Origin of the sequence: Streptomyces vinaceus (assembly GCF_008704935.1) — a bacterium.
In the GTDB taxonomy this organism is placed as follows: Bacteria; Actinomycetota; Actinomycetes; order Streptomycetales; family Streptomycetaceae; genus Streptomyces; species Streptomyces vinaceus.
Map to the genome: position 1 here is coordinate 2148232 of NZ_CP023692.1, position 24348 is coordinate 2172579.

20 protein-coding genes and 1 pseudogene are annotated in these 24348 nt (G+C 68.1%); 8 read left to right on the plus strand and 13 right to left on the minus strand.

From position 1 onward, the window contains the following. The first annotated feature begins 44 nt into the window (after window positions 1–44). Window positions 45–509, plus strand: coding sequence for a M23 family metallopeptidase (locus tag CP980_RS09265; protein ID WP_150527955.1), 465 nt, complete (start codon window positions 45–47; stop codon window positions 507–509). A gap of 74 nt (window positions 510–583) precedes the next feature. Here the strand turns inward: CP980_RS09265 and CP980_RS09270 are convergent, their stop codons facing one another. From CP980_RS09270 to dprA, 3 genes and pseudogenes are all read right to left on the minus strand, one after another. Next, window positions 584–1141 (minus strand): TetR/AcrR family transcriptional regulator, encoded by a 558-nt coding sequence (locus tag CP980_RS09270; protein WP_150530180.1) that lies wholly within the window; start codon window positions 1139–1141, stop codon window positions 584–586. Between the two features lie 52 nt (window positions 1142–1193). Beyond that, entirely contained in the window at window positions 1194–2030 is an 837-nt protein-coding gene (whiG, locus tag CP980_RS09275; protein WP_132757078.1) for an RNA polymerase sigma factor WhiG, read from the minus strand. Window positions 2031–2239: 209 nt separating this feature from the next. Next, window positions 2240–3187 (minus strand): annotated as a pseudogene (gene dprA, locus CP980_RS09280) (DNA-processing protein DprA); the annotation flags it as partial. Window positions 3188–3385: 198 nt separating this feature from the next. Here dprA and CP980_RS09285 point away from each other — a divergent pair. Next, a complete protein-coding gene (locus CP980_RS09285) occupies window positions 3386–3730 on the plus strand; it encodes a hypothetical protein (RefSeq protein WP_150527957.1) in 345 nt (114 codons plus the stop codon). Between the two features lie 44 nt (window positions 3731–3774). On the opposite strand, the gene CP980_RS09290 is transcribed toward CP980_RS09285, so the two are convergent. From CP980_RS09290 to CP980_RS09300, 3 genes are all read right to left on the minus strand, one after another. After that, a complete protein-coding gene (locus CP980_RS09290) occupies window positions 3775–4563 on the minus strand; it encodes an AAA family ATPase (protein ID WP_150527958.1) in 789 nt (262 codons plus the stop codon). Then, a complete protein-coding gene (locus CP980_RS36700) occupies window positions 4560–4895 on the minus strand; it encodes a PadR family transcriptional regulator (RefSeq protein WP_150527959.1) in 336 nt (111 codons plus the stop codon). Before CP980_RS36700 ends, CP980_RS09290 begins: the two co-directional genes overlap by 4 nt. A 302-nt stretch (window positions 4896–5197) precedes the next feature. After that, window positions 5198–6655 (minus strand): hypothetical protein, encoded by a 1458-nt coding sequence (locus CP980_RS09300; protein WP_229907429.1) that lies wholly within the window; start codon window positions 6653–6655, stop codon window positions 5198–5200. Window positions 6656–6928: 273 nt separating this feature from the next. Between CP980_RS09300 and CP980_RS36705 the strand changes: the two genes are divergently transcribed. The 4 genes from CP980_RS36705 to CP980_RS09325 all read left to right on the plus strand — a co-directional run bounded on the left by CP980_RS36705 (window position 6929) and on the right by CP980_RS09325 (window position 12436). Further along, complete coding sequence (locus CP980_RS36705) at window positions 6929–8608, plus strand: zinc-ribbon domain-containing protein (protein WP_373313009.1); 1680 nt, start codon at window positions 6929–6931, stop codon at window positions 8606–8608. Window positions 8609–9052: 444 nt separating this feature from the next. Beyond that, the gene (locus CP980_RS09315; protein ID WP_229907430.1) at window positions 9053–10150 is read left to right on the plus strand and encodes an ABC-three component system protein; all 1098 of its coding nucleotides are present in this window, start codon (window positions 9053–9055) and stop codon (window positions 10148–10150) included. Continuing rightward, a complete protein-coding gene (locus tag CP980_RS09320; RefSeq protein ID WP_030298377.1) occupies window positions 10147–10608 on the plus strand; it encodes an ABC-three component system middle component 2 in 462 nt (153 codons plus the stop codon). Before CP980_RS09315 ends, CP980_RS09320 begins: the two co-directional genes overlap by 4 nt. Beyond that, window positions 10601–12436: a hypothetical protein gene (locus CP980_RS09325; RefSeq protein WP_150527961.1), complete on the plus strand. Its 1836-nt coding sequence runs from the start codon at window positions 10601–10603 to the stop codon at window positions 12434–12436. Before CP980_RS09320 ends, CP980_RS09325 begins: the two co-directional genes overlap by 8 nt. A 266-nt stretch (window positions 12437–12702) precedes the next feature. Here the strand turns inward: CP980_RS09325 and CP980_RS09330 are convergent, their stop codons facing one another. From CP980_RS09330 to CP980_RS09340, 3 genes are all read right to left on the minus strand, one after another. Continuing rightward, window positions 12703–14022: a UDP-glucose dehydrogenase family protein gene (locus CP980_RS09330; RefSeq protein WP_150527962.1), complete on the minus strand. Its 1320-nt coding sequence runs from the start codon at window positions 14020–14022 to the stop codon at window positions 12703–12705. Window positions 14023–14095: 73 nt separating this feature from the next. After that, window positions 14096–14533 carry an NUDIX domain-containing protein gene (locus CP980_RS09335; RefSeq protein WP_150527963.1) on the minus strand — a complete coding sequence of 146 codons (438 nt, stop codon included), beginning with the start codon at window positions 14531–14533 and terminating at the stop codon, window positions 14096–14098. Window positions 14534–14561: 28 nt separating this feature from the next. Further along, window positions 14562–16328, minus strand: a complete 1767-nt coding sequence (locus CP980_RS09340) for an asparagine synthetase B family protein (protein WP_167535814.1) — start codon at window positions 16326–16328, stop codon at window positions 14562–14564. 330 nt (window positions 16329–16658) lie between these two features. Between CP980_RS09340 and CP980_RS09345 the strand changes: the two genes are divergently transcribed. Both CP980_RS09345 and CP980_RS09350 read left to right on the plus strand, forming a co-directional pair. Further along, window positions 16659–18053, plus strand: a complete 1395-nt coding sequence (locus tag CP980_RS09345) for an NsdA family TPR-like regulatory protein (RefSeq protein WP_150527965.1) — start codon at window positions 16659–16661, stop codon at window positions 18051–18053. 63 nt (window positions 18054–18116) lie between these two features. Further along, window positions 18117–18410, plus strand: a complete 294-nt coding sequence (locus CP980_RS09350; protein ID WP_150527966.1) for a hypothetical protein — start codon at window positions 18117–18119, stop codon at window positions 18408–18410. A gap of 77 nt (window positions 18411–18487) precedes the next feature. Here CP980_RS09350 and CP980_RS09355 read toward each other — a convergent pair whose 3' ends face one another. The 4 genes from CP980_RS09355 to CP980_RS09370 are packed head-to-tail and all read right to left on the minus strand — an operon-like array spanning window position 18488 to window position 24278. Continuing rightward, complete coding sequence (locus CP980_RS09355; protein WP_208834780.1) at window positions 18488–18988, minus strand: hypothetical protein; 501 nt, start codon at window positions 18986–18988, stop codon at window positions 18488–18490. After that, the gene (locus CP980_RS09360) at window positions 18989–21199 is read right to left on the minus strand and encodes a hypothetical protein (protein WP_150527967.1); all 2211 of its coding nucleotides are present in this window, start codon (window positions 21197–21199) and stop codon (window positions 18989–18991) included. Continuing rightward, window positions 21196–22986, minus strand: a complete 1791-nt coding sequence (locus tag CP980_RS09365; protein WP_150527968.1) for a hypothetical protein — start codon at window positions 22984–22986, stop codon at window positions 21196–21198. Before CP980_RS09365 ends, CP980_RS09360 begins: the two co-directional genes overlap by 4 nt. After that, a complete protein-coding gene (locus CP980_RS09370) occupies window positions 22983–24278 on the minus strand; it encodes a site-specific integrase (RefSeq protein WP_150527969.1) in 1296 nt (431 codons plus the stop codon). Before CP980_RS09370 ends, CP980_RS09365 begins: the two co-directional genes overlap by 4 nt. Window positions 24279–24348: the final 70 nt, after the last annotated feature.

Below are 24348 nucleotides of genomic sequence, written 5' to 3' on the forward strand. Positions count from 1 at the left end.
ACAGGCCCGCTCACGCAGCGCGACCGGACGGCAACCTGGACGGCATGACGACACTGCTGCTCACCCTGCTCCTGACCCTCGCCCAGGCACTCGCCCCGGGGGCCCGCCCGCTGCCGCCGCCCCTGGTGGTGACGCGCTGGTGGGACCCACCCCCGACCCCGTACGCGGCAGGGCACCGCGGGGTGGACCTGGCCGCCCCGGTGGGCGCCGAGCTGAGGGCGGTGGGCCCGGGCCGAGTGCACCACGCGGGACAGGTGGCCGGCCGCGGGGTCCTGTCCCTGACCCTCCCGGGCGGCCTGCGCACCACCTACGAACCGGTCCGGCCGCTGGTCGCCGAGGGCGAGGAGGTCACGACGGGCCAGGTGGTGGCCGTCCTCACCGAAGGCACGCACTGCACGGCACCCTGCCTCCACTGGGGCCTCCTGTCAGGCACGACGTACCTGAACCCGCTGACCCTGCTCCCCCACCCGACACCAAGGCTCCTGCCACTGACCCCGGCGGACGACTGAGGCGCGTTCGGGGGGAGGGGGCGGGGCGGGGGCGGGGGGGCGGGGTGGGGGGCGGGGGGGAAGCCCCCCCGGTCTCAGCCCCTCACGCCCCGGAGGGCCATGGCCACGGCCGCTTCCGTCACCGCGCCGGGGTCTTCGGCGGCGCCCAGCTCGATGCGCCGCACCGCCGCGTCGACGACACCCTGGAGCAGCATCGCGGCGAGCCGGGGCTGCTCGTGCCCGAGGGCGCCGAGCGCCTCCACGATCATTGCCACGAGTCCCCCGTGAGCGGCGCGGATCTTCTCCCGCGCGCCCGCGTCCAGCTCGCTGGCCGAGATCGCGACCACCGCCCGGTGGCGCCGGTCCCCGACGAGTCCCAGCTGGCTGCGCACGTATGCCTCGACCTTGGCCTCCGGCGACTCGGCCCGCTCCATGGCCGCCTCGATCTCGGCGGCCCACACCGGGAAGTCCACGGCGCACAGCTCTTCGACCACGGCCGCGCGGGAGCGGAAGTATTCGTACACGGAGGACCGGGCGAGGCCGGTGCGCTCCGCCAGGGCGGGGAAGGTCAGCGCTTCCGTCCCGCCTTCGGACAGCAGGGAGCGTGCGGCGTCCAGCAGGGCGCCGCGCTGCATCGACCGGTGCTCGGCCACGGAGGCCGCTCGAATCCTGGGCACAGGTCCACTCTACGGAGGTGCCGCAAGCTCATCGTCCGACATCCGCCAGCTTGGCCCGCAGTTGGAGGACCGACTTGGTGTGGATCTGGCTGACCCGGCTCTCGGTGACGCCGAGCACGTTGCCGATCTCGGCCAGCGTGAGGCCCTCGTAGTAGTAGAGGGTGACCACGGTCTTCTCCCGCTCCGGCAGGGTGTTGATCGCCCTGGCCAGGAGTCTGCGCAGCTCGCGGTCCTCGGCCACCTCGACCGGGTTGTCGGCCGCGGTGTCCTCCAGGGTGTCCATCAGCGAGAGGCGGTCGCCGCCCTCGCCCCCGACGTGCAGCAGCTCCTCCAGGGCGACCACGTTGGCCAGCGACAACTGACTGAAGACGGCGTGGAGTTCCTCCACGGCGATGCCCATCTCCCGGGCCACCTCGTGCTCGCTCGGGGTGCGGCGCAGCTGGGCTTCGAGGGTGGCGTAGGCCCGCTCCACGGCCCTCGCCTTCTGCCGGACGGAGCGCGGGATCCAGTCCAGGGCGCGCAGCTCGTCGATCATCGCGCCCCGGATGCGGGTGATCGCGTACGTCTCGAACTTGATGGACCGGTCGATGTCGAACTTCTCGATGGCGTCGATCAGCCCGAAGACCCCGGAGGAGACGAAGTCGGCCTGTTCCACATTGGGCGGCAGGCCCACACTGACCCGGCCGGCGACGTACTTGACCAGGGGCGAGTAGTGCAGGATCAGCTGCTCCCGCAGCCGCTCGTCGCCGCTCTCCTTGTACGAGCGCCACAGCACGTCGAGGGACGAGGGCGCGGTGGTCCGCACGCTGCCGCGGGCAGCGGGGGGCACCGCAGCGCGGTCAGACCCTGAGGTGTGCTGGGGCATGCTTCGCCTTTGCCGGAGCGGGATTCCTTGGGAGCGTAGCGTGACGGAAGTGTCGCGGTGCGCGAAGAGTACGGGATCGCGCAGGGGCGCCGGGGCGTCCTGACTCGCGCGGACGACCCGGGACCGGCGCCTGGCGCTCGGTCCCGGCGGCTGCCACCGGGGAGACCTCGTCTCTCATCGGCTTCACTCTTTCACCGGAACACCCCAGGTCAATGACCGCCTCGCCGGGCGCCGCCGGTTTGTGTGCCTCCTTCAGGTGATTGTGTGGTCAACTGCCAGCCCTCGCCCTGCCGTTCGACGAACCCCAGAGAGTGAAGTTCGTACAGTCTGCCGATGACTTCATCGGTGCCGGTGCCCGCGGCGAGGGCCACGTCGTCGGCGTGGGCGGGGCGGCCGGCGGGGAGGGCTTCGAGCACGCGCAGGGTGTCGCGGTCCAGCAGGTCCCGGGCGAACACCGGCCCGCGCCGCTCGGGGGCCAGTTCGCCCATGCCGCCGACGAGCTCGACGACTTCCGCGGCGTCGGTGACGAGGACGGCTTCGCCGCGCAGCAGTTCGTGCACGCCGCCCGAGAGTCCGCTGGTGGCCGGTCCGGGGACGCCCATGGTGAACCTCCCGAGCCGCTGGGCCCGTCGGGCCGTGACGAGGGAGCCGCTGCGGTGGGCCGCTTCGACCACGACGGTGCCCCGGGTGAGTGCGGCGATGACGCGGTTGCGCAGCACGAACCGGCTCGGGGTCGGGTGGCTGCCGGGTGGCAGCTCTCCCAGGACGATGCCCTGCCCGGCGATCCGGCCGAGCAACTCGGTGTGGCCGCGCGGGTAGGCGATGTCCACGCCGCAGGCGAGCACGGCGGCGGTGGCGCCGCCGGAGGCGAGGGCCCCGCGGTGGGCGGCGCCGTCGACCCCGTAGGCCGCCCCCGAGACCACCACCCAGCCCCGTTCGGCGAGTCCGGCGGCGAGGGTCTGGGCCATGTGGGCCCCGTACGGGGTGCAGGCGCGCGCGCCGACCACGGCGACGGAGCGCAGCGCCCAGGTCCGCAGGTCCGGCCGGCCCCGCAGCCAGAGTCCGATGGGCCGGGCGTCGCCGAGGTCGTCCAGCTGGGTCGGCCATTGCGGTTCCGTGTCAAGTTGCAGCGTGTTGCCCCGTCCCATCGCCAGGCTCCAACATGCACCCCAGCCTGACCAGGGGTGGACTGGAAGAGAGGACTCTCTCCTGGTTGAGGGAGGTGCGCGATGTCCGACCCGAATGCTCAGGCGGAGGCGCGATCACAGACAAAGGTTCCTTGCAAGGCCGAACACTGCGGGCGAATGATGCCGAAGCACGGTTCATGCGATTGCGGCTGGCGTCGAGGATTCGCTGTGACGACGACACCAGGGCCAGATGGACGCTTGTATTTCGAGCCGGAGAACCCGAAGAAGAGGATTCGGAACGAGGGGCTTGCAGCGTCCGTGCTTGGAACGATCTTCTTCGTGATTGGCGTCGCCGGAGGCGGAGTAGGGCTCCTCTTGATCGGAATACTCTGCGCCGCTGCCGGAGCGACCACTCTGAAGATCACCGAGATGGGCACTGTCTGGGTGGGGTTGAGCGACGAGGAGCGGGCTGCTGCTTGGCCCGGCCGGGTGGCCGGCTGGGTCCCGCTCGCCTGCGTCGTCATATGGATCGGCCTCATGGCCTTCGTCGGAAATATGGTGGGTCGTCGCTGAGGCAGGAGGTGTCGGTCTGGACTGACCATGACCTGCCGGGATGGTTAGTGAAGCCCGCCCAGGATGCCTCCTGGTAGGGGTGACAGGTCCATCACCACTCCCGCGTTCACCGGCTGTCGGGTCGGATGAGTCCTGCCGACGATCAGCACTGGGCATCGAAGACGCAGGCTCTCAAGCGCGTGGATCGTAGCCACGTCCGCTTCATCGACCATGAGGAGTCCGACCTCTGCAGAGGCCTTGACAAGCCGTTTGCGCGAGCGCCTATCGAGCTGGAAGGCAGTCGGAGACCAGGCAGCGTGAAGGTAGTGCACTTCCTTCCCCTGCTGACGCAGTGCTGCGTCGATCCACTGGAGGGCAACCGTCTTCCCGCAGCCGGCGGGACCAACGAGCATGTGCAGACGGTTCCTGCTGCGTGCATCCGCATCGAGGACGGCATCCGTCAGCCTGTAGCAAACTTCGGATTGCCCCACCCGACCGACCATCGTCCCGCTGGCTTCCAGGCGGTCCCAATAGCTGGGTCGGCCCGTAGGCAACAGATCACCAAAGCTCAGCTGGCCGTCGGCAGCGCGCCGCTGAGCTCGCAGCACCCAGCGGCTCTTGGGCAGTGCCAGGAACTTGCCGGTGGCGACGATCAGCCGCGACAGCTTTCCGGGCACTTCTTCCAGTTCGGCAAGCCATTCCTCTGAATAGCGCTCGGCAACTGCCGCATCCCCGAGACGCCGAGCGGTCCATTGCACCAAGCGCTTGGCGAGCCAGGGGCACCAGTCGCCGAGTTCTGTCAGCAGCAGCGGAAGCACTACCGCCGTCACGACGGCGATCACCTGCGAACTCATCGTCCCCCCTCCATTCCCGGACGGAGGATGCCGGAGATGAGAGGGCTCCCGGTCCGCCGCCCTCGCCGCTCCGCCAGAAGAGTCCGTGCCTGGCCCATGTGGTCGGGATTGACTCGGTAGAAGCGCCGCCGCGGCCCTCGGGCGTCCGAGTCCTGCTCCCACTCGCTCAGAATCCAGCCGCAACCTTCGAGCCGCATAAGGATGGGGACCACGCTGCCGCTGGGGCGGCCCGTCAGTCTTGCGATCTTCAGTCCGTAGAGCTGTTCATCGCCTGACAAAAGGGCTTCGAGCACGTCCAGCGTCGCGTCGGTCACCCTGAAGGGATAACTCATACCTCAAACTCTAGCTAACTAGAGATAGGGCGTCCAGGGGCCTCTGGGGGTCGGGACGACGTTGCGTCGGCCATGGCCCTTCCTCAGAGAGAGGCGACTCACCCAGCTGAGGACCCCTGGTGATCTACCGTCGCCGCGGCGGCACCAAGGTCAGCGCCGACTAGCGACGGGGCAGGGGAACGATGCGGGCGCCCTTGGCCTCGTCGGCGGCCTCTCGAAGGGGGACCCTTCAAGGAGCTCGGCTTCGATGCCGGGTGTTGAGCCGAAGGGCAGCCCTGGGCTGCCCCCTGGGTAGATCAGAGCTACCTGGCCTCGTTCCACTTCTCGAGCTGCGCTGCGATCCTCGTGTCCTTGCGGAGCTTGTCGGGGGTTCCAGTGAAAGCCCGGACGTGCTCAAGCAGAACGCGGTCCTCCCGCTCAGTGAGCTTGGGCGCCACGAGCTCCACAAGCTCGACCCACTTCGCCTGGGACAGCGTGACTCCGAGCTTCGGGATGATCGACGTGAAGGCGAAGGACCGGAGCGCGTATGCGGCCTGCGGTCCATCGAACCGCTTGATGAGCTCGATGTAGTACGGCTCGGCATTCCAGGCGGTGCCGTAGCCATTCGTCAGGAAGACGTCCACGAGCGTGGCGACGTAGGGAGCCGTCAGGAGCTCGGGAACCTCGCCGTGGCGGCCGACGACATCGCGGAGGCGCCGCGCGACCGGCGGCTCCTCGTAAAAATTCACGCCCGGCGCTCGGTGCGCCCGCATGAGGTCGTCCAGCGCCTCCTGGATCTCCACGAGCCGATCGGACTCGGGAAGGTAGGCAGCTCCGCCGTCGACCAGCTCCAGAAGCTCCTTGGCCCGGTCGGCCCGGGCCTTGTCCGCGTTGGCTCGGAAGCGCGCGAGCTTAACCCCAAGCTCGCGACGGGTGTCCTCACTGACGAAGGGCCAGAGCTCGGGCCAGAGCAGACGGACGTTGTCCAGGACATGTGGGTCCGCGGTGGGCGGGGTGTAGATGCCGAAGAACCCGTTGGCCAGGTTGTTGGCCTGGTCCTGCGGGAGCCCACTGAAGAAGGTAGCCGCGTTCTTCAGCTCGGCCTCGGCGAGCGCCGCCGCCTTGACGTTGTGGAGAAGCCTTCCGATCTCCGCGACGACAGGCCGGGTCTTGAGCTGCATGACCTCGCGGATGCAGGTCTGCAGCCAGTCCGCGAGTTTCAGGCCGGTCAACCTCTCCACGTTCGGGTGTGCGGCACTCGCGTGGTTCCGCATGTAGTTGATGTGGCTCAGCTGCTGGTGAGCCACATCGCTGATGAGCTGGATCTTCTTCGCGGCATCCAACAGCGCGGCATCGTTGATCTTCGAGAGGTCATCGCGAGTCTGAAGTGCCTCCCGACGGGCTGGGTCGGCCTCGGCGAGGTCGAAGAAGTAGGCCACGTCAAAGTCCGCCACCCTGTCCCGCAACTGGGTGATCGTCTCGTCCCAGAGGTAGCTCAGGGCGGCGTCGAACAGGCCGGCAGCTCCGGCGAGGATCATCTTGGATATATAGGGGGATCGGGCCAGTTGCTTGGCGTCGAGCTCTCCGAGGATGTCCGGGGTGTTCTTGATCAGGACGTGGCGGTCCCCGGCGCTGACGATGATGTTGTCAGTCGGCAGACCCCACTCCTCGAGAACCGCCAGCATGAACTCTTCGAACGCCACCAGATCAGCGCGTGCGGCGCTCACCAGATCCCTCCGCTCGGTGGGTGCGGGCAGGTTCTGCGGGGCGTCAGCGCTCACGGAATCTCCATTCGTGGGTTGAGGCAGCCCTCCCCGGGATCATCAGTGACGGCAACAGAAGCACGCCCTTCCCGGCGAGGCCCCCGAAGGTATCCGCTCAGCACCTCGGCGAGCACGCTATTTCCCCAACCCGCAAGACGGTCGATGCCCTGGCGCCGTCCTGGCGGACCCGCCTCGTCAAACGCTCTGGGTATGGCCGCATGGCCTGGGGACGGCCGTCCGCAGGCCACGGGTTGGGGAGGGGCTCAGGGGCGGGTCGAAGACTCGGGCCGAATGCTGCCGGCCTCCCGTTGTCAGTGGTGTCTGGCACGCTCTGGCAGTGTGACTACTGAGGGTGGGGACCCTGATCCGGCCGAGGTCCGGACCAGGCTCGAGCGCGAGTTCGTCGCCAACCGGTCAAACCCGGGGGTTCGACTGGCGGATATGAACTGGTCAGATCATGATCAATGCCGATGGCGGTGCTCGAATGAAGGGTGCGGCCACGAGTGGACCACTCGGTTGGTGTTCCGTAGCCGACGCAGACGGCCAACGGGCTGTCCAGCGTGTTCGCGCAGGCGGAACCGGGCTCCCGGTCCTGGCGAGTCGCTGACCGAACTGAACCCAGACCTCGCGAAGCAGTTCCGCAGAAACCTGACGCGCCCGGATCGCGGCCCTGAGACTCTGCGCACTCAGAGCCACGATCTCTGTGAATGGGAATGCCGCCAGGGTCACAAATGGGAAGCAACCGTGTCCAATAGGACCAATGGGCGGGGGTGTCGTCGTTGTAGTGGTCACGGCCGCTCACTCTTCGAGTACAAGGTGGCCATGCTCGTCCAGGCGGCCTCCGGCATCGGCGTTGAGGTGGATCACCGCCTCCGTCTGCCCGGCCGCAGTGAAGACGCCTTCGATCTCTTCCTGAAGGAACTAGATCTGCTGATCGACCTGGATCCGGCGTGGACCCATAGTGGGCAGGACAGCCTGGCCCGCGACACCGCCAAGACACAAGCCACGCTGTCTGCCGGCCGCCGTCTGGAGAGGATCCGAGAGAGGGGACTTCCGTCGCTGCCGATCTCTCGGATCGCGCACTACGAGGCCGGCCCGGGGGTAGATCCCGCGGACTGGGCTGAGGCCGTGGGATATGTCGTGCGCAGGCGGGGCCACCCCTGGAAGGACCTCGACCCCGTTGAAGTCATCGAAGCTCTGTCCGAGGCGGGCCGCCTCTGGCAGGAAGACCTCGCAAAGCCGAAGGTCTCAGCGCTCGATGCAGCTCCTCACCTGGAGCGGGAGTTTGTTGAGAACCGGACCAATCCCGGTAGGGGACTCGACCAGATGCCGCCAGGATGCAACGACCTGTGTGCCTGGCGGTGTCTGGCGCCTGGCTGCGGCAACAAGTGGGAAGTGCCACTCCACGTTCGAGCCCTTGCCGGCCGTGGTTGCCGGAAGTGCGGCTGGAAAAGAACCGGGGCGGCTAACAGCCGACCCGGCCCCGGCGAGTCCCTCGCGGAAGTGAACCCGACTCTGGCCGCCGAACTGATTGAGGTCATCGACCACCCGAGGTGGACCCCTAACGATCTTCTGCCCAACTCGAACAAGGTGTGCTTGTGGAGGTGCCGGGAACCCGAGTGTGGCTCCGAGTATCGATGCCAACCCAGCCAGCGCACCAGCCAGGGAAGGGGTTGCCGTGAGTGTGCCCGCAGGCGATCCACCGCAGGCAGAACGCGCCCGAAGCCGGGCAAGTCCCTTCATGACGAGTTCCCAGAGATCGCAGCAGAGCTGATCGAGGTCATCGACCATCCCGGGTGGACCGCGAGCGATCTGCGGCCAAGTTCCGCGAAGCCCTGCCGCTGGCAGTGCAGCCATCAGAGCTGCCCGGGTGCCTGGGAAGCCACTCCCGACCAGCGCACCCGTCGTGGTGGAACTGGTATGCGGTGCCCGCTGTGCCACCCTCGACGGAAACCGCGGGGAAGTTCGTGACGAGCATGCAGCGGAAGGGACGCGCATAGCTGCCGAACTGGCACGAGCAAGCCTCTGGACACCTGGGGCATGCGGAAGGGGCCGGCCCGTTGGGGGTCGGTCCCTTCCGCATGGGGGTGTTGGTCAGAGGCTGCCGAGGGTGCGGGTGATCCAGTCGGCTTCGCTCCACTGGTCGGTGTTGAGGGTGTCGCGGGCGTCGATGACCTTGGGGCTGTTGGTGCGAGAGACGAGCCGCTTGGGGTCGATTGTGGAGTATTGGTGCCACTCGGTGAGGTGCGGTAGCAGATCCGCGTCCTCGACGGCGGGTGGTTATACCTGTGCGCTGGGGCGCGGCATCGTCACCGTCGGTATCTCGAAGGTGGCTCTTTTGTGAGCGATCGATCAGTGATATCCCTAGTCGCAGCCGCTGCAACGGCGACCGACCGGGCTGCACGAGGGGGGAACGTGTCGGATCAAACCCTGGCGCCACGAAGCGGTCCTGCCGAACCGCCGCTGGTGCTCAAGGGTCCGGGGATGCAGTTTCCGTACATGCCGAGCCCCAAGGCGCTTGTCTTCGGGTACGACCCGGACGAGTTCGAGGAGTTCGTCAAGGAGTGGGTCCCGGCTCTTCAATCCGCGTATGTGCGGGTGGAGCGCCAGGGCGGCAGCGGAGACCACGGCATCGACGTTGCCGCGTTCCGCAGCACGCAGGGTCTGGAGGGGCCGTGGGACAACTACCAGTGCAAGCGCTACAAGAACGCCTTGAACTGGAGTACTGCCGCAGGTGAGATCCGCAAGATGTTCGTCGGTGTGGTGCTTGGGCACTTCGTCCTTCCCACCCAGTACGTCTTCGTCGCGCCGGCGTTCGCCCGCGGTCTGCGTGATGCGCTAGCGAAGCCGACTCAGACTCGTACGAAATTCCTTACGGAACTGACCGACACGAATGATGAGATCATCACCCGGCTGACGGCCGATCAGCAGCAGGCAGTGGCCCAGCTGGCCGAGCAGACGGACTTTGCGATGTTCGTGCCAGTCGACATGGATCAGATGCTTGAGCAGCACAAGACCACCCCGCAATGGGTCACGCGGTTCCCAGACGTACAGCGCGAGCGCCCAGCCGTCATGCTGCCTCCGGACGAGCACGGTCCCGAGGAGGCCCGCTACGTTCAGCAGCTGGTGCGGGTCTATGCCGAGCGGTGGAAGGGTGACGTCGCAACCCTGGAACTGATTGCGCAGCACCCCACGGCCGGTGATCACATGCGTCGGCAGCGCGAGGCGTTCTACAGCGCCGAGTCGTTGCGCCGCTTCGCTCGGGACGCTTACCCCGACGGACACTTCAATGCGGTCATGGACGACGTCCACACGATTGCGGTAGAGGTGGGCGACAAGCGCTTCGAACTTGGCTGGGACCGCCTGCAGGCGGTCCTGGAGGCCGCCGGAGTCATGGCGCTGACGGAGACAGTTCTAGCCCGGTACGTGAGGCCCCTGGACCGCAAGGGGGTATGCCATCACCTGGCGAACGAAGGCCGACTGCACTGGTGTGAGGAAGGAGGAGCCGCATGAACCCGCTCAATAGCCCGCTGGAGATCAGCGTGCGAGCCCTGGTGCTCCTGGCAGAGATCCACCCCGAGCCCCTCGACCTGGCACAGCTGGCCCTCCTTGACCACGCCGTCCTCCACAGCGGCGACCTCGACGGCCCTCCCTCCCTGCACCCTTCCTTGCCCGGGCACTCTGGTGAGCTGGGCATGAAACGCACCGTTCTGGAACAAGCGCTGCTGGTCCTCATTCGTGCCGGGCTCGCCGGCGTCGAGGCCGACGAGACGGGACTGGTCTACCGAGCCACCGAACGCGGGCCCGCTTTCGTCGACATCCTTGAGGCCCCCTACGTGGGGCGGCTGCGCGAGCGCGCCGAGTGGGTCGTGCACCACTGGGCTCCCGACACCGACGTAAGACAGGCCACTGCGGAACTCATCAGTGGCTCCCTGTCCGCATCCGCGACATTCGAGGGCCGCCGTGAGTGAACTGCAGCTGACCCATCTCACCTACTGCGGACCCAACCTCCCCCCGGCGCAGATCGTCTTCGGCCCGGAGCTGACCGTCATCTATGGCACCTCCGACACCGGCAAGTCGTTCATCGTGAAATCGATCGAATACATGCTGGGCGGCGCCGACCTGGCGATGGTCCCGGAAGGCGACGGCTACACACAGATCCTTTTGGGTCTGCTCATGCCGGATGGCAGCCCGCTGACGCTACTGCGAGCCCCTGACAGCAACAGCATTTTCCTCTACCGCTCGGATCTGCGTGATCTTGTGATGGCCACGCCGGATGCGTCGGTGACAGCGGTTCACAACGCTCGCAGCCGCAACAGCCTCTCCATCCATCTTCTGCGCGCGCTCGGCTTGGACGAGGTCCTGATCCGCAAGAATGAAGCTGGCGGCACCCGCCCCCTCGCGCTGTCCGATTTGCTGCACCTGTCGCTAGTCACCGAGAAGCGCATGATCGGTGACGTCCCGCCGGTGCTGCGTACCGGGACCGCCAGCACGCGGACCGCGGAGCTGTCCGTCATGCGATTCCTGGTCACCGGAGAAGGCGACCCAGCCGTGGACACCGGCCTCAATGCCGGGCAACGCCGTGTCCACAAGGGGCAGGTACAACTGTTGGATCAGCTTGTCCTCGACCTGTCGGCCAAGCTCGTTACGCAGGAGAACGAGCGCCAGCTCCGCGACCGGCTCATCCGGATCCGCACCGCGCTGGACGAGCAGTCCGCACCACTGCGCCAGGTCAACGAATCCCACCGCGAAGCGGTCGACTCCCGCATGGAAACCGCCCGGGAACTGGCTGCCCTAGATGAGCGGCTGACCGAGGTCAGTGACCTGCTGGGCCGCTTCAAGCTGTTGGAGGCCCAGTACCGCTCGGACCTGGAACGGCTGGCCATGGTCAACGAAGCCGGCAGCATCCTCGGCTACTTCAAGGTCGGCACTTGCCCGTTCTGCGGCGCCGAACGCGAGCACCAGCAGGCCAACCACCGGGTGGAGGAAACCACCCAGCTTCACATCGCCGTCCAGGCAGAGGCAGCTAAGACGACCGCGCTGCTTGCCGACCTACTGCCCACCATCGCCGACCTTGACGGCGAGCAGACAGCTCTGATCAGCCGCCGGGTGGAGGCGCAGTCCGACATCGGCGTGTGGGACCAGATCATCGCCGACCTGGAAGGCGGTATCGCCGCGCTGCGCTCCAATGTCGAAGAGCTGGTCGAGGAGCGCTCCGTCGTCGAGCGGGAACTGGAGCTGCAGACTCGCATCGCGGAGCTCGACGACAAGAAATCCCGCCTGGTCGGTGAGGGGGCCGTTGTCACTACACGCCCGACCCAGCACATCCCGACCGCGACGGTGGGAGCCTTCGACTCCATCCTCCAGCAGACTCTCAACGCCTGGCAGGTACCGGCGGCTGACCACGCCGAATACGACCAGTACTACGCCGAGATCCGTGCGGGCGGCCGCAAGCGGATAGAACGCGGCAAGGGGATGCGCTCGGTCCTGCACTCGGCGTTCACCACCGCGCTGGCTCGCTTCTGCATGGACCGGGACTTGCACCATCTCGGCTTCGTCGTCTTGGACTCACCTGTGGTCACCTTCCGCGACCCGGAACCCGACGACATCGACGATGTGGAGCTGACCTCCACCGTCGTGGACCGGTTCTATAAGGACATGCTGTCCTTCCCCGGCCAGGCCATCATCATGGAAAACGGCGACCCTCCCACCAAGGTGCTCTCCGAAGCCGTCACCTACCACTTCACTGGAACGGCAAGCGGCGGCAGAGCGGGCTTCTTCCCCGCGTCCATGCGTTAGCAACGGGCCAGAGGAGGCTGACCAGGGCATGGTCAGGTTCAGGGGTGGCCGAGGGCTTGGGGCACCCGGCCAGTCGGTAGGGGACGTCTTGTCTGCGAGTTGCCTGAGATGGCCGTAGGCAGGCACCTTCTTGGTCCTTGCCGCGCCGGTTTCTCGGCTTTGTCTGGAATTCAGCCCCTTCCGCCCCTGTCGGCCTGCGGCGAATGACGAACACTGGGCCGTGACCAGCGCGAATGCCCGGTCACGGCCCCGTGGTGGTGAGGGGCTCAGGGGCGGCCGAGGGCGCGGGTCATCCAGCCGGCTTCGCGCCACTGGTCGGTGTTAAGGGTGCCGCGGGCGTCGATGACCTTGGGGCTGGCAGCCCGGGTGACGAGCCGCTTGGGGTCGATGGTCGTGAAGTGGTGCCACTCGGTTAGGTGGAGGAGGAGGTCCGCGTCGTCGACGGCGGCGATGGGGTCTTCGACGTAGTCGAGTTCGGGGTGGAGCTTGCGGGCGTTGTCGAGGGCCTTGGGGTCGGTGACGGTGACGGTGGCGCCGAGGTCGTGGAGGGCCTGGGCGACAGCGAGGGCGGGCGAGTCGCGGATGTCGTCGGTCTCAGGCTTGAAGGCGGCGCCCCAGACGGTGATCCGCTTCCCGCGCAGGTCCGTGCCGAGTTCCTCGTGGGCGAGGTCGATGACGCGCTGGCGGCGGCGGGCGTTGACGGCGGCGGCTTCGCGGAGGATGCCGACAGCCAGGCCGGCGTCGAGTTCGTCAGCGCGGGTCACGAACCCGGCAAGGTCCTTGGGCAGGCAGCCGCCGCCGAAGCCGAGGCCGGGCCGCATGCCGTGGCGGCCGATGCGGTGGTCGTGGCCGAGGATGTCGGCGAGCTCGGCGACGTTGGCGCCGGAGGCTTCGCAGACCTCGGCCATCGCGTTGATGAACGAGATCTTCGTGCCGAGGAAGGAGTTCGCGGCGCCCTTGGCAAGCTCGGCGGTCGCCCAGTCCGTGACGATCGTCGGCGTCCCCGACTCGATGATCTTCTCGAAAGCCTGCCGCAGCAGGGCCTCGGCCCAGGAATGCGTGGTGTTGAAGCCGAGGACGAGCCGGTCGGGGCGGAGGGTGTCGTCGACCGCGAAGGACTCGCGAAGGAACTCGGGGTTCCAGGCGACCTCGACGAGGTCCCCGGCGGGGGCGTACTCACGCAGGAGTTCGGCGACGCGGGGTGCGGTGCCGACGGGGACGGTGGACTTGACCGCAACGACGGCCGGGGCCTTCAGGCCGGGGGCGAGGCGGCGGACGGCGTCGAAGAGGTGGGTGAGGTCGTAGGCGTTGCTGCCGGCCTGCGGCGGGGTGCCGACGCCGATGAAGTGCAGGTCGGCGAATTCGGCCGCATCGGCGTAGGAGGCGGTGAAGCGGAGCCGGCCGGTCGCGGTGTGTTTGGCGAGGAGGCCGTCGAGGTCGCGTTCAAAGAACGGGGCCCGGCCGGAGTTGAGGGTGTGGACCTTGTCGATGTCGGAGTCCATGCCCAGGACCTCGTGGCCGAGCTCGGCCATGCAGGCGGCGTGGGTGGCTCCGAGGTAGCCGCATCCGATGACGGTCATCTTCATGCTCGGGGTGTCCCTTCGGGTGGGGCCGCCGCTGGCGGCCCCACCCTTGCCCCGCCCGGAAAGGGCGGGGTGATCAGGAGGGCCTGGCGGCCAGATAGCGGTAGATCCCGTCCCGGATGAACGGCGGGATCGTGAGGATGTCGAGGTAGTCGGGGGCGAAGAACTGGAGCTTGACGCCCTCTGCGAGAAGGAGATCCGTCTCGTCGCCGTCCCAGAAGCCGGAGAAGAAGGTGATGATCTGCCCGGAGCCGCGGTGGTCGGTGACCTCGAACAGCTCGGTCAGGTTCTCCGGGATCAGGCCCGCTTCTTCGTCGAGTTCGCGGATGATCGCGTCGGCAGGGGACTCTCCGGGGTCGCAGCCGCCGCCCATGACGGACCAGTGCGCGGGCCAGGCGATCTCGGGAAGGTCATCGCGGAGGTGGAGGAGGAGTTCGCCGCGACGGTTGGTGATGATCGCGACGGCTCCGCGGGCGGCGGCCGGCTCCTCGATGGCGGTGTTCTCGGAGTGCATTCCCTCACCGTAGTAACGGCGTTAGGGATCACGCGGCAGCCCTCACCGTCTGGTCCGAAAACCATGCGGCTGCCATGAGGGCCTGCATCCGGGTGCGGTCGAACCGGCCGCCGGGCTTCAAACCCCCCTCGAGGAGGCGGCGGAAAGCGTGCGGGGCGTCGGTGAGAGCCATGCGGATCTGGGTATCGGCCCAGGCCGCGAGGTTGCCGTTGAGCCAGGAGGGGACCGGGGAGGCGAAGCCGAGCTTGTCGCGGCTGGCCCAGACCTCGCGGGGCAGGCCGAGTGACTTCGCGGCGTCCCGCAGGATCCGTTTGCCCTGGGCCGGATCGGTGATCTTGTAGTCGACGGGCAGCCGGTAGGCGAACTCGACGAGGTCGCGGGCGAGGTAGGGGGACCGGCGTTCGAGCGCGTAGGCGGAGGCGAGTTTGTCGCTGGTCATCACCAGCGGCCTCCAGGCCGTCGCCAAGTCCGCCAGCGTCAGGCCGCGGGCGAGATCCCCGCCCGCGCGGGCCATCGCGTCGGCGACGAGGTCGCGGAGACGGCCGTCGGGGTCCGGGCCCCGCAGGATCAGCCGGGTCACCGCCTCCGCCGGGTCCAGGGGCTCGCCGGCCGCGTGCATGAGCTTGGCGGCCAGCGGCCGGTAAGCGTCCAGGCCGGCGCTCATGACGGCGTCGGGACCGAAGAGGACCAGGGCCTGGCGGACGTAGCCCATCAAGAACTCGTCCGGCCCAAGCCCGCCGATTGCGACCCGCAGGCCGAGGTCGGCGATCTTCCGGTAGGCCATGTGCTCGGAGAAGGTGGACGCGTTCCCCATCGGGTAGTCCAGGGCCCGCATCATGTGCGGCAGAGCGGTGGTGAAGTCGACGTGGTCGGGCTCGACCACCACCAGCTCGGCCTTGATGTCCCGCGCGATCACGGCGGCGGTGAAGGACTCGTCCAGGCGGTCCTGCCCGGGGTAGCGGACGGTGACGCAGACCGGGGGCCGCATCAGGTAGGCCAGCACCGCCGAGTCCAGCCCGCCGGAGAGGAGGAGGGCGAAGTCGCAGGCCGGGGCCCTGAGCGGGATCTGCTCGGCCAGGATCGTGGAGAACCTGGCCAGGGCCTCGTCGTAGGTGCCGGCGTAGGGGGCCCGGTCCTCCAGGTGCCACCAGGTCATCTGGTCGATCGAGCCGGTGGTGACGTCGAAGGACAGCAGGGTGGCCGGGGCCAGCAGCTGGATCCCCTGAAACGGTGTGTCGACCCCGGTCGGGGTCTCGATCGCGGTGACCTCGGGCCGTAAGACCAGCGGGGCCGGCCCGTAGCCAGTCAGGGTGGTGACCTCGGAGGCGAACGCGAGCCGGCCGCCGTCCAGCCGCCAGTAGAGCGGCTTCTCCCCGAGCCGGTCGCGGGCCAGGAACAGCTTCGCGGTCCGCGGGTCGTAGACGGAGATGGCGAACATGCCGTCCATGCCGTCCAGGCAGGACGGGCCGATCTTGGCCCAGGCCCGCAGCAGGAAGTGGGCGTCCGACTCCCGCTCGCTCACCTCGATGCCCCAGGCGGCGGCCTGCTGCCGCCAGTTGTAAATCTCCCCGTTGAAGGCCAGCAGGATGCCGGTATCCCGGTCCAGGTAGGGGCCGGGCATGGCCTGCGGGTCGACGATCAGGAGGGTGTTCATGGCCAGCACCGCCCGCCCGTCCCGGGCGGCGGTGTGCATGGTGCCGTCCGGGCCGCGGTAGTGCTGCGAGTCGCCCATGGCGGCGACGGTCTTCTCGTGCCGGATGGCGTCGCCTCCGGCCAGTCCTGCGATTCCGCACATCTGGTTCACCCCCGAGCGTGAAGTCGTGGTGCCTGACGGCGGTCGCCGCCGGGAGTCCCTTCCTGGCGTCCCGGCGGCGGCCTGTGCCCTCATCACACCTGCCGGGCCGTCATGCCTGGGAGGGCTCGCAGGGGGGCTCACAACTCGCAAAGCAGGTTCACCCAGGGTCCGCAGGGCAATACCCTCGGTGGCTCCAGACGCGGGAAGGCGAACAGCCTCCCCGTGCCCTGCCGGAATGCGTACGGCTGGAAATGCCCAGTCGACGCGGCCTGGCTCGTGGCGTTTCCTCGTCGGCAGCCCTGTTGCTGACCTGGTGGAAAAGGGGATCGGGTGGCGTCGACCAGCCGTCGGAAGCGTCCGCCGAACGCGGACCTGGACCGGCTCATCGAGACCTGCGGTGCGAGCCACAAGTCTCTGGCCCTGCGGGTCAACCAGCTCGCCCAGCAGGCCGGGCTGGAGACGGATTACTCGCATACCTCCATCGCGAACTGGTGCCAGCGGGGCATGATCCCCAAGTGGCCGGTGCCCACGTTCCTGGCGCAGGCGATCGCCGAACGGCTGGGCCGTCCGGTGGCGCTTGGTGAAATCGGTATGGGCGATGCGGAGACACCGGACGCGGATGTGGGGTTGGATTTCCCGCGGGACCGTGCTGATGCGGTCCGAGTGGCCACGTCGTTCTGGAGTTTCGTGAACCGCCGCGACTTCTTAACCGGATCCGGCTTCGCCGTGTCTGCGTTCAGCACCCCCGTGACCCGCTGGCTGGTCACCCCCGCCGACGAGGCCGCCGACCTCGCCGGCGGCAAGAAGCAGGTCGGCCGGGCCGATCTGGAAGAACTCCGGGACGCGGCCGACGAGGCCCGCCGCTGGGACTCCAAATACGGCGGCGGGAACTGGAAGGCCAATTCCGTCACCGTCTGCCTCCAGGAGAGGGCCGCCCCGCTGCTGCGGGGCTCCTTCACCGACGCCGTCGGCCGGGACCTGTTCTCCGTCACCTCCGAGCTGTCCCGCCTCGCCGGGTGGACGGCCTTCGACGTGGGCCAGCACGATGTCGCCCAGAGGCACTTCATCCAGGCCCTCCGCCTGGCCCGGGCGGGCGGAGACGTCCAGCTGGGCTGCTATGTCCTGACCACCATGGCCATGCAGTCCCTGCTGCGGGGCTTCGGCTCCGAGGCCATCGACATGGCCCAGGGAGCCTTCGAACGGGCCAAGGGCCAGGCCGCCCCGCGGGTTCTCGCGTTCACCAAGCTCATCGAGGCCCGTGCCCATGCCCGCGAGAGGGACGCCAGGGCCGCCTCACGGGCCCTTGCGGCCTCCGAGGACCTCCTGGGCCAGGCGGACGCCGCCAGCGGCTCAGAACCCGCCTGGATCGACTTCTATCACCACGCGAGGCTGTCGGCGGACGCCGCCGAGGTCTTCCGAGACCTGAAGAACCCCAAAGCGGCCCTCGCCTGGAACCAGCGGGCCGCCGCGATGCCGTCCGGGGTGTTCACCCGCTCGGTCGGGATGCGGCTCGCGATCGTGGGAACCGCCCACCTCCAGGCCCGCGACCTCGACCTGGGCCTCGACCTGGGCAACCGGTCCGTGGACATTCTCGCCCGCGTCCAGTCCTCCCGGGCCAAGGACTACGTCCGCGAGTTCAACACCGCCCTCGCCCCCTGGCGGCGCGAGCCGGCCGTCCGCGAGTTCATCCACCGCACCCGCACCGAACTCGGCGTCGCCGCCTGAAGCCGCGCCTGGATGGCGTGGCGTCATCAGTCCCAACCCAACTCGATCGGAAACCCCTGAACGATGTATCTGCTGAACCGCTTCGACGACCACAGCAAGATCGGTGAGGTCTCCAAAGAACAGCTCCAGTTCCTCATCGACCACCTTTCGGATGACGAGGAACCAGGGATGTACGTCGACTCCGACGTCCTTAAATCCCTCGTCGCCATCGGGGCCGACCGGATGCTCATCGGCATGCTGGAGAATTCCCTCGGCCACCACTACTGGATGAGGTTCACCTGGTGCACCAAGCCCCCGTTCCAGCCGTTGATCCAGGTGGTGCCTGCCACTCCTGGCCGTAGAGGCGGCCGGGCCTGACGCGGATCCGCGAGTTCATCCACCGCACCCGCACGGAACTCGGGGTCGCGGCCTGATGCCCTCAAGCAGGCCGCCGGTCAGCGCTGGTGCAAGACCCTCACCACTCCGTCCTGACCGGCGGACTCCCGCAACTGGTGGTTCTCCACTTCCAGCACCTGAATGACACGGACCAGCTGTTTCACCTGGGTCTGAAGTTGATCGCATTCTTCGCGGGCCTTCTTGAGCCGCGCCGTGAGCTCGTTGTTGTTCCGCTTCAGAGCGTCGGCGGCCTTCGGCTGGACGTCCTGGGCCCTGATCAGGGCATAAAACAGATCCTTGAGGCCGGTGTGCTTGTGGGTGAGCTTGTTGCGCCGCAGCCCGGCCTCTTCGGCCAGGGACTTCACCGTCAGCTGGCCGTCGGACCGCAATGGGATCCCGACGAGCAACCGGACCATCGCGTCCGTGATCGCCTGGATCTCCGCCGCGTCCTGCGGGTTGTCCGGGTTGGCCGCGGCGGATGCCTGGGCCAGCACAGCCCCGACCGTCTGGGCGATGCTCGCCGTCGCGGCGGGCTCGGTGGTGGACTGGGTCTGGGTCATTCACGCCTCCTCAGTGGTCAGGGCGGGCTGGTGGCGCGTCGCGCCGTGCGACTCGATGATCAGGTCGAGCTTTTCGATCCGTTGCTCCAGGCGCAGGGCCACGGGCTGCGGACTCAATCCGTCGGCGAGTTCTTCGGCCAGCTGCTGCTTCTCCGCTTGCGCGCGCTTGATATGGGTGTCGGTCCGCGAGATGTTCGTGCAGGCCGGGTTGCAGCGGTTGAAGCTCGGGGTCCGCAGGCCGGTCCCCCGGCCGAGATCCGGATCGCACAACGCCTTGAAGGGGTCCAAGTTGCAGGTCAGGAGTGCGTTCTCGCTCTCGTAGACACGCAACCGCGGGTTGGCCTTCAGCGCGGTGTGCTGGCGCCGGGTGAGGAAGCCTCCCCCGTAGGCCGCCCGGAACTCCTGGGCGGCGGCCAGATAGCGGCCCGCGGCCGGGCCGCTGACTCCTTCTCCGGCGTCAAGCCGGTCACCCGCCTCGGCCAGGGTCTCGGCGACCGCCAGGCTCTCCTCGAAGTCCAGGACGCTGAGCATGTCGAACTTGCTGCGGCTCCCGTACGACTCTCCCATGGAGGAGCCGACGTGGCCGTACTGAAGCCCCAGGGCGATGCGCCCGCCCGGCCGCCGGTAGATGAACCACGCGACGGTCCTGCGGAACCGCCCCAGCGTCAAGCTGTTCTGGGGATCGGGCGGGATCACCTCGTGATCCCGCCCGTGGGCGGCGGCCAGCCCGTTCGCCCAGGCCATCAGGTAGCCGATCCGGTCCTTCACCCAGCCGGTGCGGATGGCCTCGCCGTGATGCGCCGAAGGCCGGCGCTGCTTGCTGATGCTGGAGGGGAACAGCAGGGTCTCGTCGTGTGCCTGCTCGACTGCCTCGATGGCGCGGTGGACCAGCTCGATCACGGTCCATGGCTCGGGTCGCATCTCGCCCTCGGGGACGGTGTTGCCGTCCTCGTCGGTGACACCCTTGAAGTGCCGCCCGTTGACGCGGTAGCGGATGGTGCCGTCCCCGCGTGTCTCACGGTGGGCGCATCCACGCTCCAGATGGAGGACTTCCTCCTGCCGCATTCCAGACAAATACGCTATGACCACCAGCGAGGCAGTGACCAGATGCAGGGTCAGATCCTTGACCTCGGCGAAGTCGACGCCGTCCGTCCACCGCTTGCTGTCGATCCTTCCGGTCACCGGGATGTCCAAGAACGCGCCACTGCCGAACTCCAGGTCCGCCCACGCCTCCGGGTGATCGCGCATGAAGTTGGCGACCTGCGACTTGTGGATGCCCAGCGTGCCCGCGATGAACGTCTGGTTCACCCCCGGCCGCTGACCCCGATCGTGGCCGGTGCGGGCGAGCGTGGCCTTCGCGCGGCGGTCAGCGACGGAGTCGGCATAGACCGGGATCGGCCGGCCCGTTGCCCTCAGGTCCGCGAAATATCGTTCCAGCACACCTCTGGCCGGCCCCGCCACTGCAGCCGGAATACGGGCCAACAGGCGCCGGTGTTCCGCGATGGCGGCCAGGATGTCCGGCGCGAGATCGGTGACGACACGCAGGGACCAGACCAGGAGAGGTGACATGGTCGCCGGGTGGATCACCTCCGTCGTGTTCTCCCCCCGGCCGCCATCGTTCTCACCGAGGAAGTCCGTAAGCTCAGCACCGGGGTCGTCCCACGGGGGCATCACCAGCCGGTCCTGCGGCAGCAGAAACGGCGCGTAGGCCCAGATCCGAGTGATCGCGAGCAAGACGTTTCTGTCGTGGGCATACGTCCTGCCCTTCGCGGCGATCATGGACGCAAAGTCCTCCGTGACGGCCCGGTCGACCTGGTCGAATTCGGTCACCTGCCGCTCGACCAGCCAGCGTGTGAACTCCCGCCATGCCTTCGCCGCGTGCTGGACCGTCCCCGCCGCTATCAAGGGGCGGGATGTCGTGCGGGCGCGTCGCAGCAGCACGTCCGGGGTCTCGATGTTGATCACGGCCCATCCGATGCGCCGCAATGACGCCTGGAAGGGCTCCGGGAAGGTGTCCCAGTCGATAAACTTGGTCTCACCGGTCTGCTTGTGTTCCATGTCCGACAAGGTCCAGCGCCGGTCGCCGAACACGGAGACGCGTGCGAGGTCGATGCCCGGCCGAAGCCGCCCGACGGGGATGACCGGCGTGTCGTCTGACGGGTCCACCAGCCTGATGCCGGCGAATATGGGTGCGGCTGCTTCACCGATCATGGGTCGAGCCTCCTTTCGAGCATGCGGTCGACCAGGTTGCGGTCGTGGTCGCTGAGCGTGGCCAAGAGCGCGGGGCGGGCTTCGGCGGGGCAGTGCTTGTCGAGCAGGTCGGCGACCCGGGCATGGTGGGCGGCCCAGTCCTGGAGCCAGGCGGACTCGGTTGCCACCGAACGCTGGGCTTCCAGGGCCTGGTGGAGGTAGATGATCCGCGGCAGGTGCCGCCCTGTGGCCAGAGCGTTGGGGCAGGCGAAGCACAAGAGGAATGACACCGAGCACGGACCCGACGGGGTGAAGGGGCTGTGCTCGAAATCCGTGCAGGCGGCGACCGGGGTGTCCAGGAGTCCGCTGACGACTCCCTGGGCGGTCTCGGTCCCGATCCCGGTCTGCTCGGCGATCTCCTGGGCATCCGGCTCCCGGCTGCCGTCGTCTTCGACGATCACACGCATCTGCACCTGGGCTCGGGCTTGGGCAACGGCGGCGCTCAGGGCCTCGGCGACGATGACGGCGGCATCGTCGCGTACTCCTTGGTCCTGCATGAGGTAGACGTCGCGGTGGACGGTCTCGGTGTTGTTGCGCGGTCCGCCGTGGATGACCTGGACCGAATGGCGGACGGTGCTCGTGGCCACTCTTGGAGGGAAGTCCGGATCGGCTGCTTCCTGCTGGCGGACCCAGGTCCTGATCGCCCAATCCAGCCCTCGGCCGTCGGTAAACGGCCCACGGACCTTCGCTGCACCAGGTGTGATCCGGCGGGCCAGGAACAGCGAGGTAGAGGGCGTCCCCAACTGCTCCAGGGTCGCCCGTGCCTGGGCGGACATGTCGAGGACCTGTTGCATGGCCTGGCCCGCACTGCCTTCGCCGGCGTTGACCAGGTTGTTGGTGTTGTGGCGCCGTCCCCGGCGCCGGGGCTTGTCGGTGGCAACGTGGTGGACTGCAGGCTCATCGGCGTTTTGGTCCGCGTTCGGCCAGTACGTGGGGATCTCCATCTTCTCCAGCACCGACATGTTCCACGCTTCGTGGCAGGCCAGCAGGATCGCGGCAGCCCCCATTTCCGTGGGCGTTGGGAACAGCCGGGATATCGCCCGGCCGAAGCCCTCCTTCACGATCACCTTCTTGACGCGGTCCGGCATCTGCCCGCAGGGCAGGCGCGGGGCGTCGGCCGTGCGGGCCATGTGGTCCAGCAGCTCGCCCCACCGAGCGTCCTCGTCCTCCAAGTCCGCGGCACCGGCCCGCCACCGTTCCAGCAGGGTGACGTTGTCCGCGATCCGCAAACGGGCCGTTCTGACGGTCTTGGCCGCCGCGGACCGGATCACCTTCAGTTCCGCGCGGGAGTACCCGGTCTTGATCGCTGGCTTCTTGCGCCGGATGCGGGCGGTGACGGCGTTCTTCGTCGCCTCCGGCAGCGACTCGATCTCTGCGAGCAGGACGCCGACGGCGGCCCGGTCGACGCTGCCCGTCAGCCGCCACTGCTTCCAGTGGGAAACGGTGAACTGGGCCATCGAGGCGATCGGGGGGGCGAGTTCCGCCGCCCAGGCTATGAACGTCTTCAGCCCTTTGGCCCGGGTGCGGTAGGTGTCCTCACTGCCCCAGTGCCGCAGGCCTCGGGCGGCGAAGGCGGCCACGAGCTCACGCTTCATCTGCTCGGGCCCGGGGCTGTCGGTGAAGTCGTAGACGCCCAGCGACAGCCCGCCCTGGTTGACGGGCCGGACGATCAGCCCGGAGGCGTCGAGGGCCTGAGGCCGCCGGTAATCCGCTGGGGGCAGGACCGCCCCGCGCTTGCGGGCCGTCACGCCGCATCCACGATCAGGCCGGTGCGGGCAGCAAGGTCAGCCAGCAGTTCCTCGTTGCTCGGGTTGTCCTCATCGTTCAGAAGCGACTCAAGTTGCAGTCCACGCAGCGGCTCAAGGTAGACCTCCCGCGTTGTCTCCTCCGAGGCATGTCCCAGCAGGTCCTTCACCATCACCCATACATTTCCGTAGATGTCTTCGTAGTTCCGACGCTGAGCCGGGTCCAGGCCCAGACGGCGATCCAATGCGCGGTTGAGTGCGAGCAGAACGCGAAGAGCCATCGAGTGCCGCAGCATGTGCGGTGTGGCCCATACGCCCAGGTCATGGGCCTGGCAGCGATCGCTGGCACGCTCGAAGACCTTGCTCCAGCCGCGGTAGCGCATCGGCAGACCGGACTCCGCCAGCCACACCATCGCCGGTTCCAGCCCGTCTTCTCCCCGGACGAACAGCAGCAGCCGCTGCCGGTCGGTCAGCGTGTCCAGATGGGCCCGCCCGCCCTGGCCGCTCGTCTCCGTCCAGCGAACCAGCCCCCGCCTGGAGACTTCCTCGACGATCCGCCGGCCCTCGACCTGCTCGTAGAGCCCACGGTGCTGAGCCCGGCGGACTGCTTGGGCCCGCGTGGTGATCCGGTAGGTCTCCACGCCCTGCAAGGCCCCATGGCTGGCGTAGAAGAAGCGACCGGCCCGCTTGGCGACCGCCTTCGCCACGTTCCCGGCGTAGTAGCGCCGGTCCCCGAGTGGGGGCAGTTCGGCCGTGAGCAACGTGCCCGACTCCCGGCGCCGAAGCCCGGTGGAATAGACAAGATCCGCGAAGGCGGTGTCCCGGCCATCGTTGCGACCCCGCCAGCTCTCGTCCTCAAGCCCGCTTGGCAGCAGGCCCCCGAGCCCCACATCACGCCACAGCCGGTAGGCGCGGGGCGTCAGCCACTTCACGTTGGAAGCGCGTACGTCCTTCGGCGCCAGCTCGGCGACCTCGGCTATCGCGCCGTCGCGGGTCACGACCGAGCGGGTCCGGACGGGGCTGACCTGCATGTACTGACGTTCGACAGCCAGGTCATAGAACAACCGCATTGCGGCCAGCTCACGACCCCATTTCGAACCACCGATCAGGCTCGGGTTACCGGCTCCACGCAGCCGCCAGTCCTCCCAGTCCTCAAGATCTTCGGCTGTTGCCTGGTCCCAGTTCAGACCTCGTTGCCACAGGAACGTGAAGAACAGCCGGAGATCCGTCACGTACGACTCCTGCGTGCCCAAAGCCTTCACCGCGAAGCGCCCGCGCCGGAAGATCTCGGTCATTCGCGCGTCGACCCGGCCCAGAGGCGAAAGCAAGATCGGCTGCCGGTCCCGGAACCCCAGCGCCCGCTCA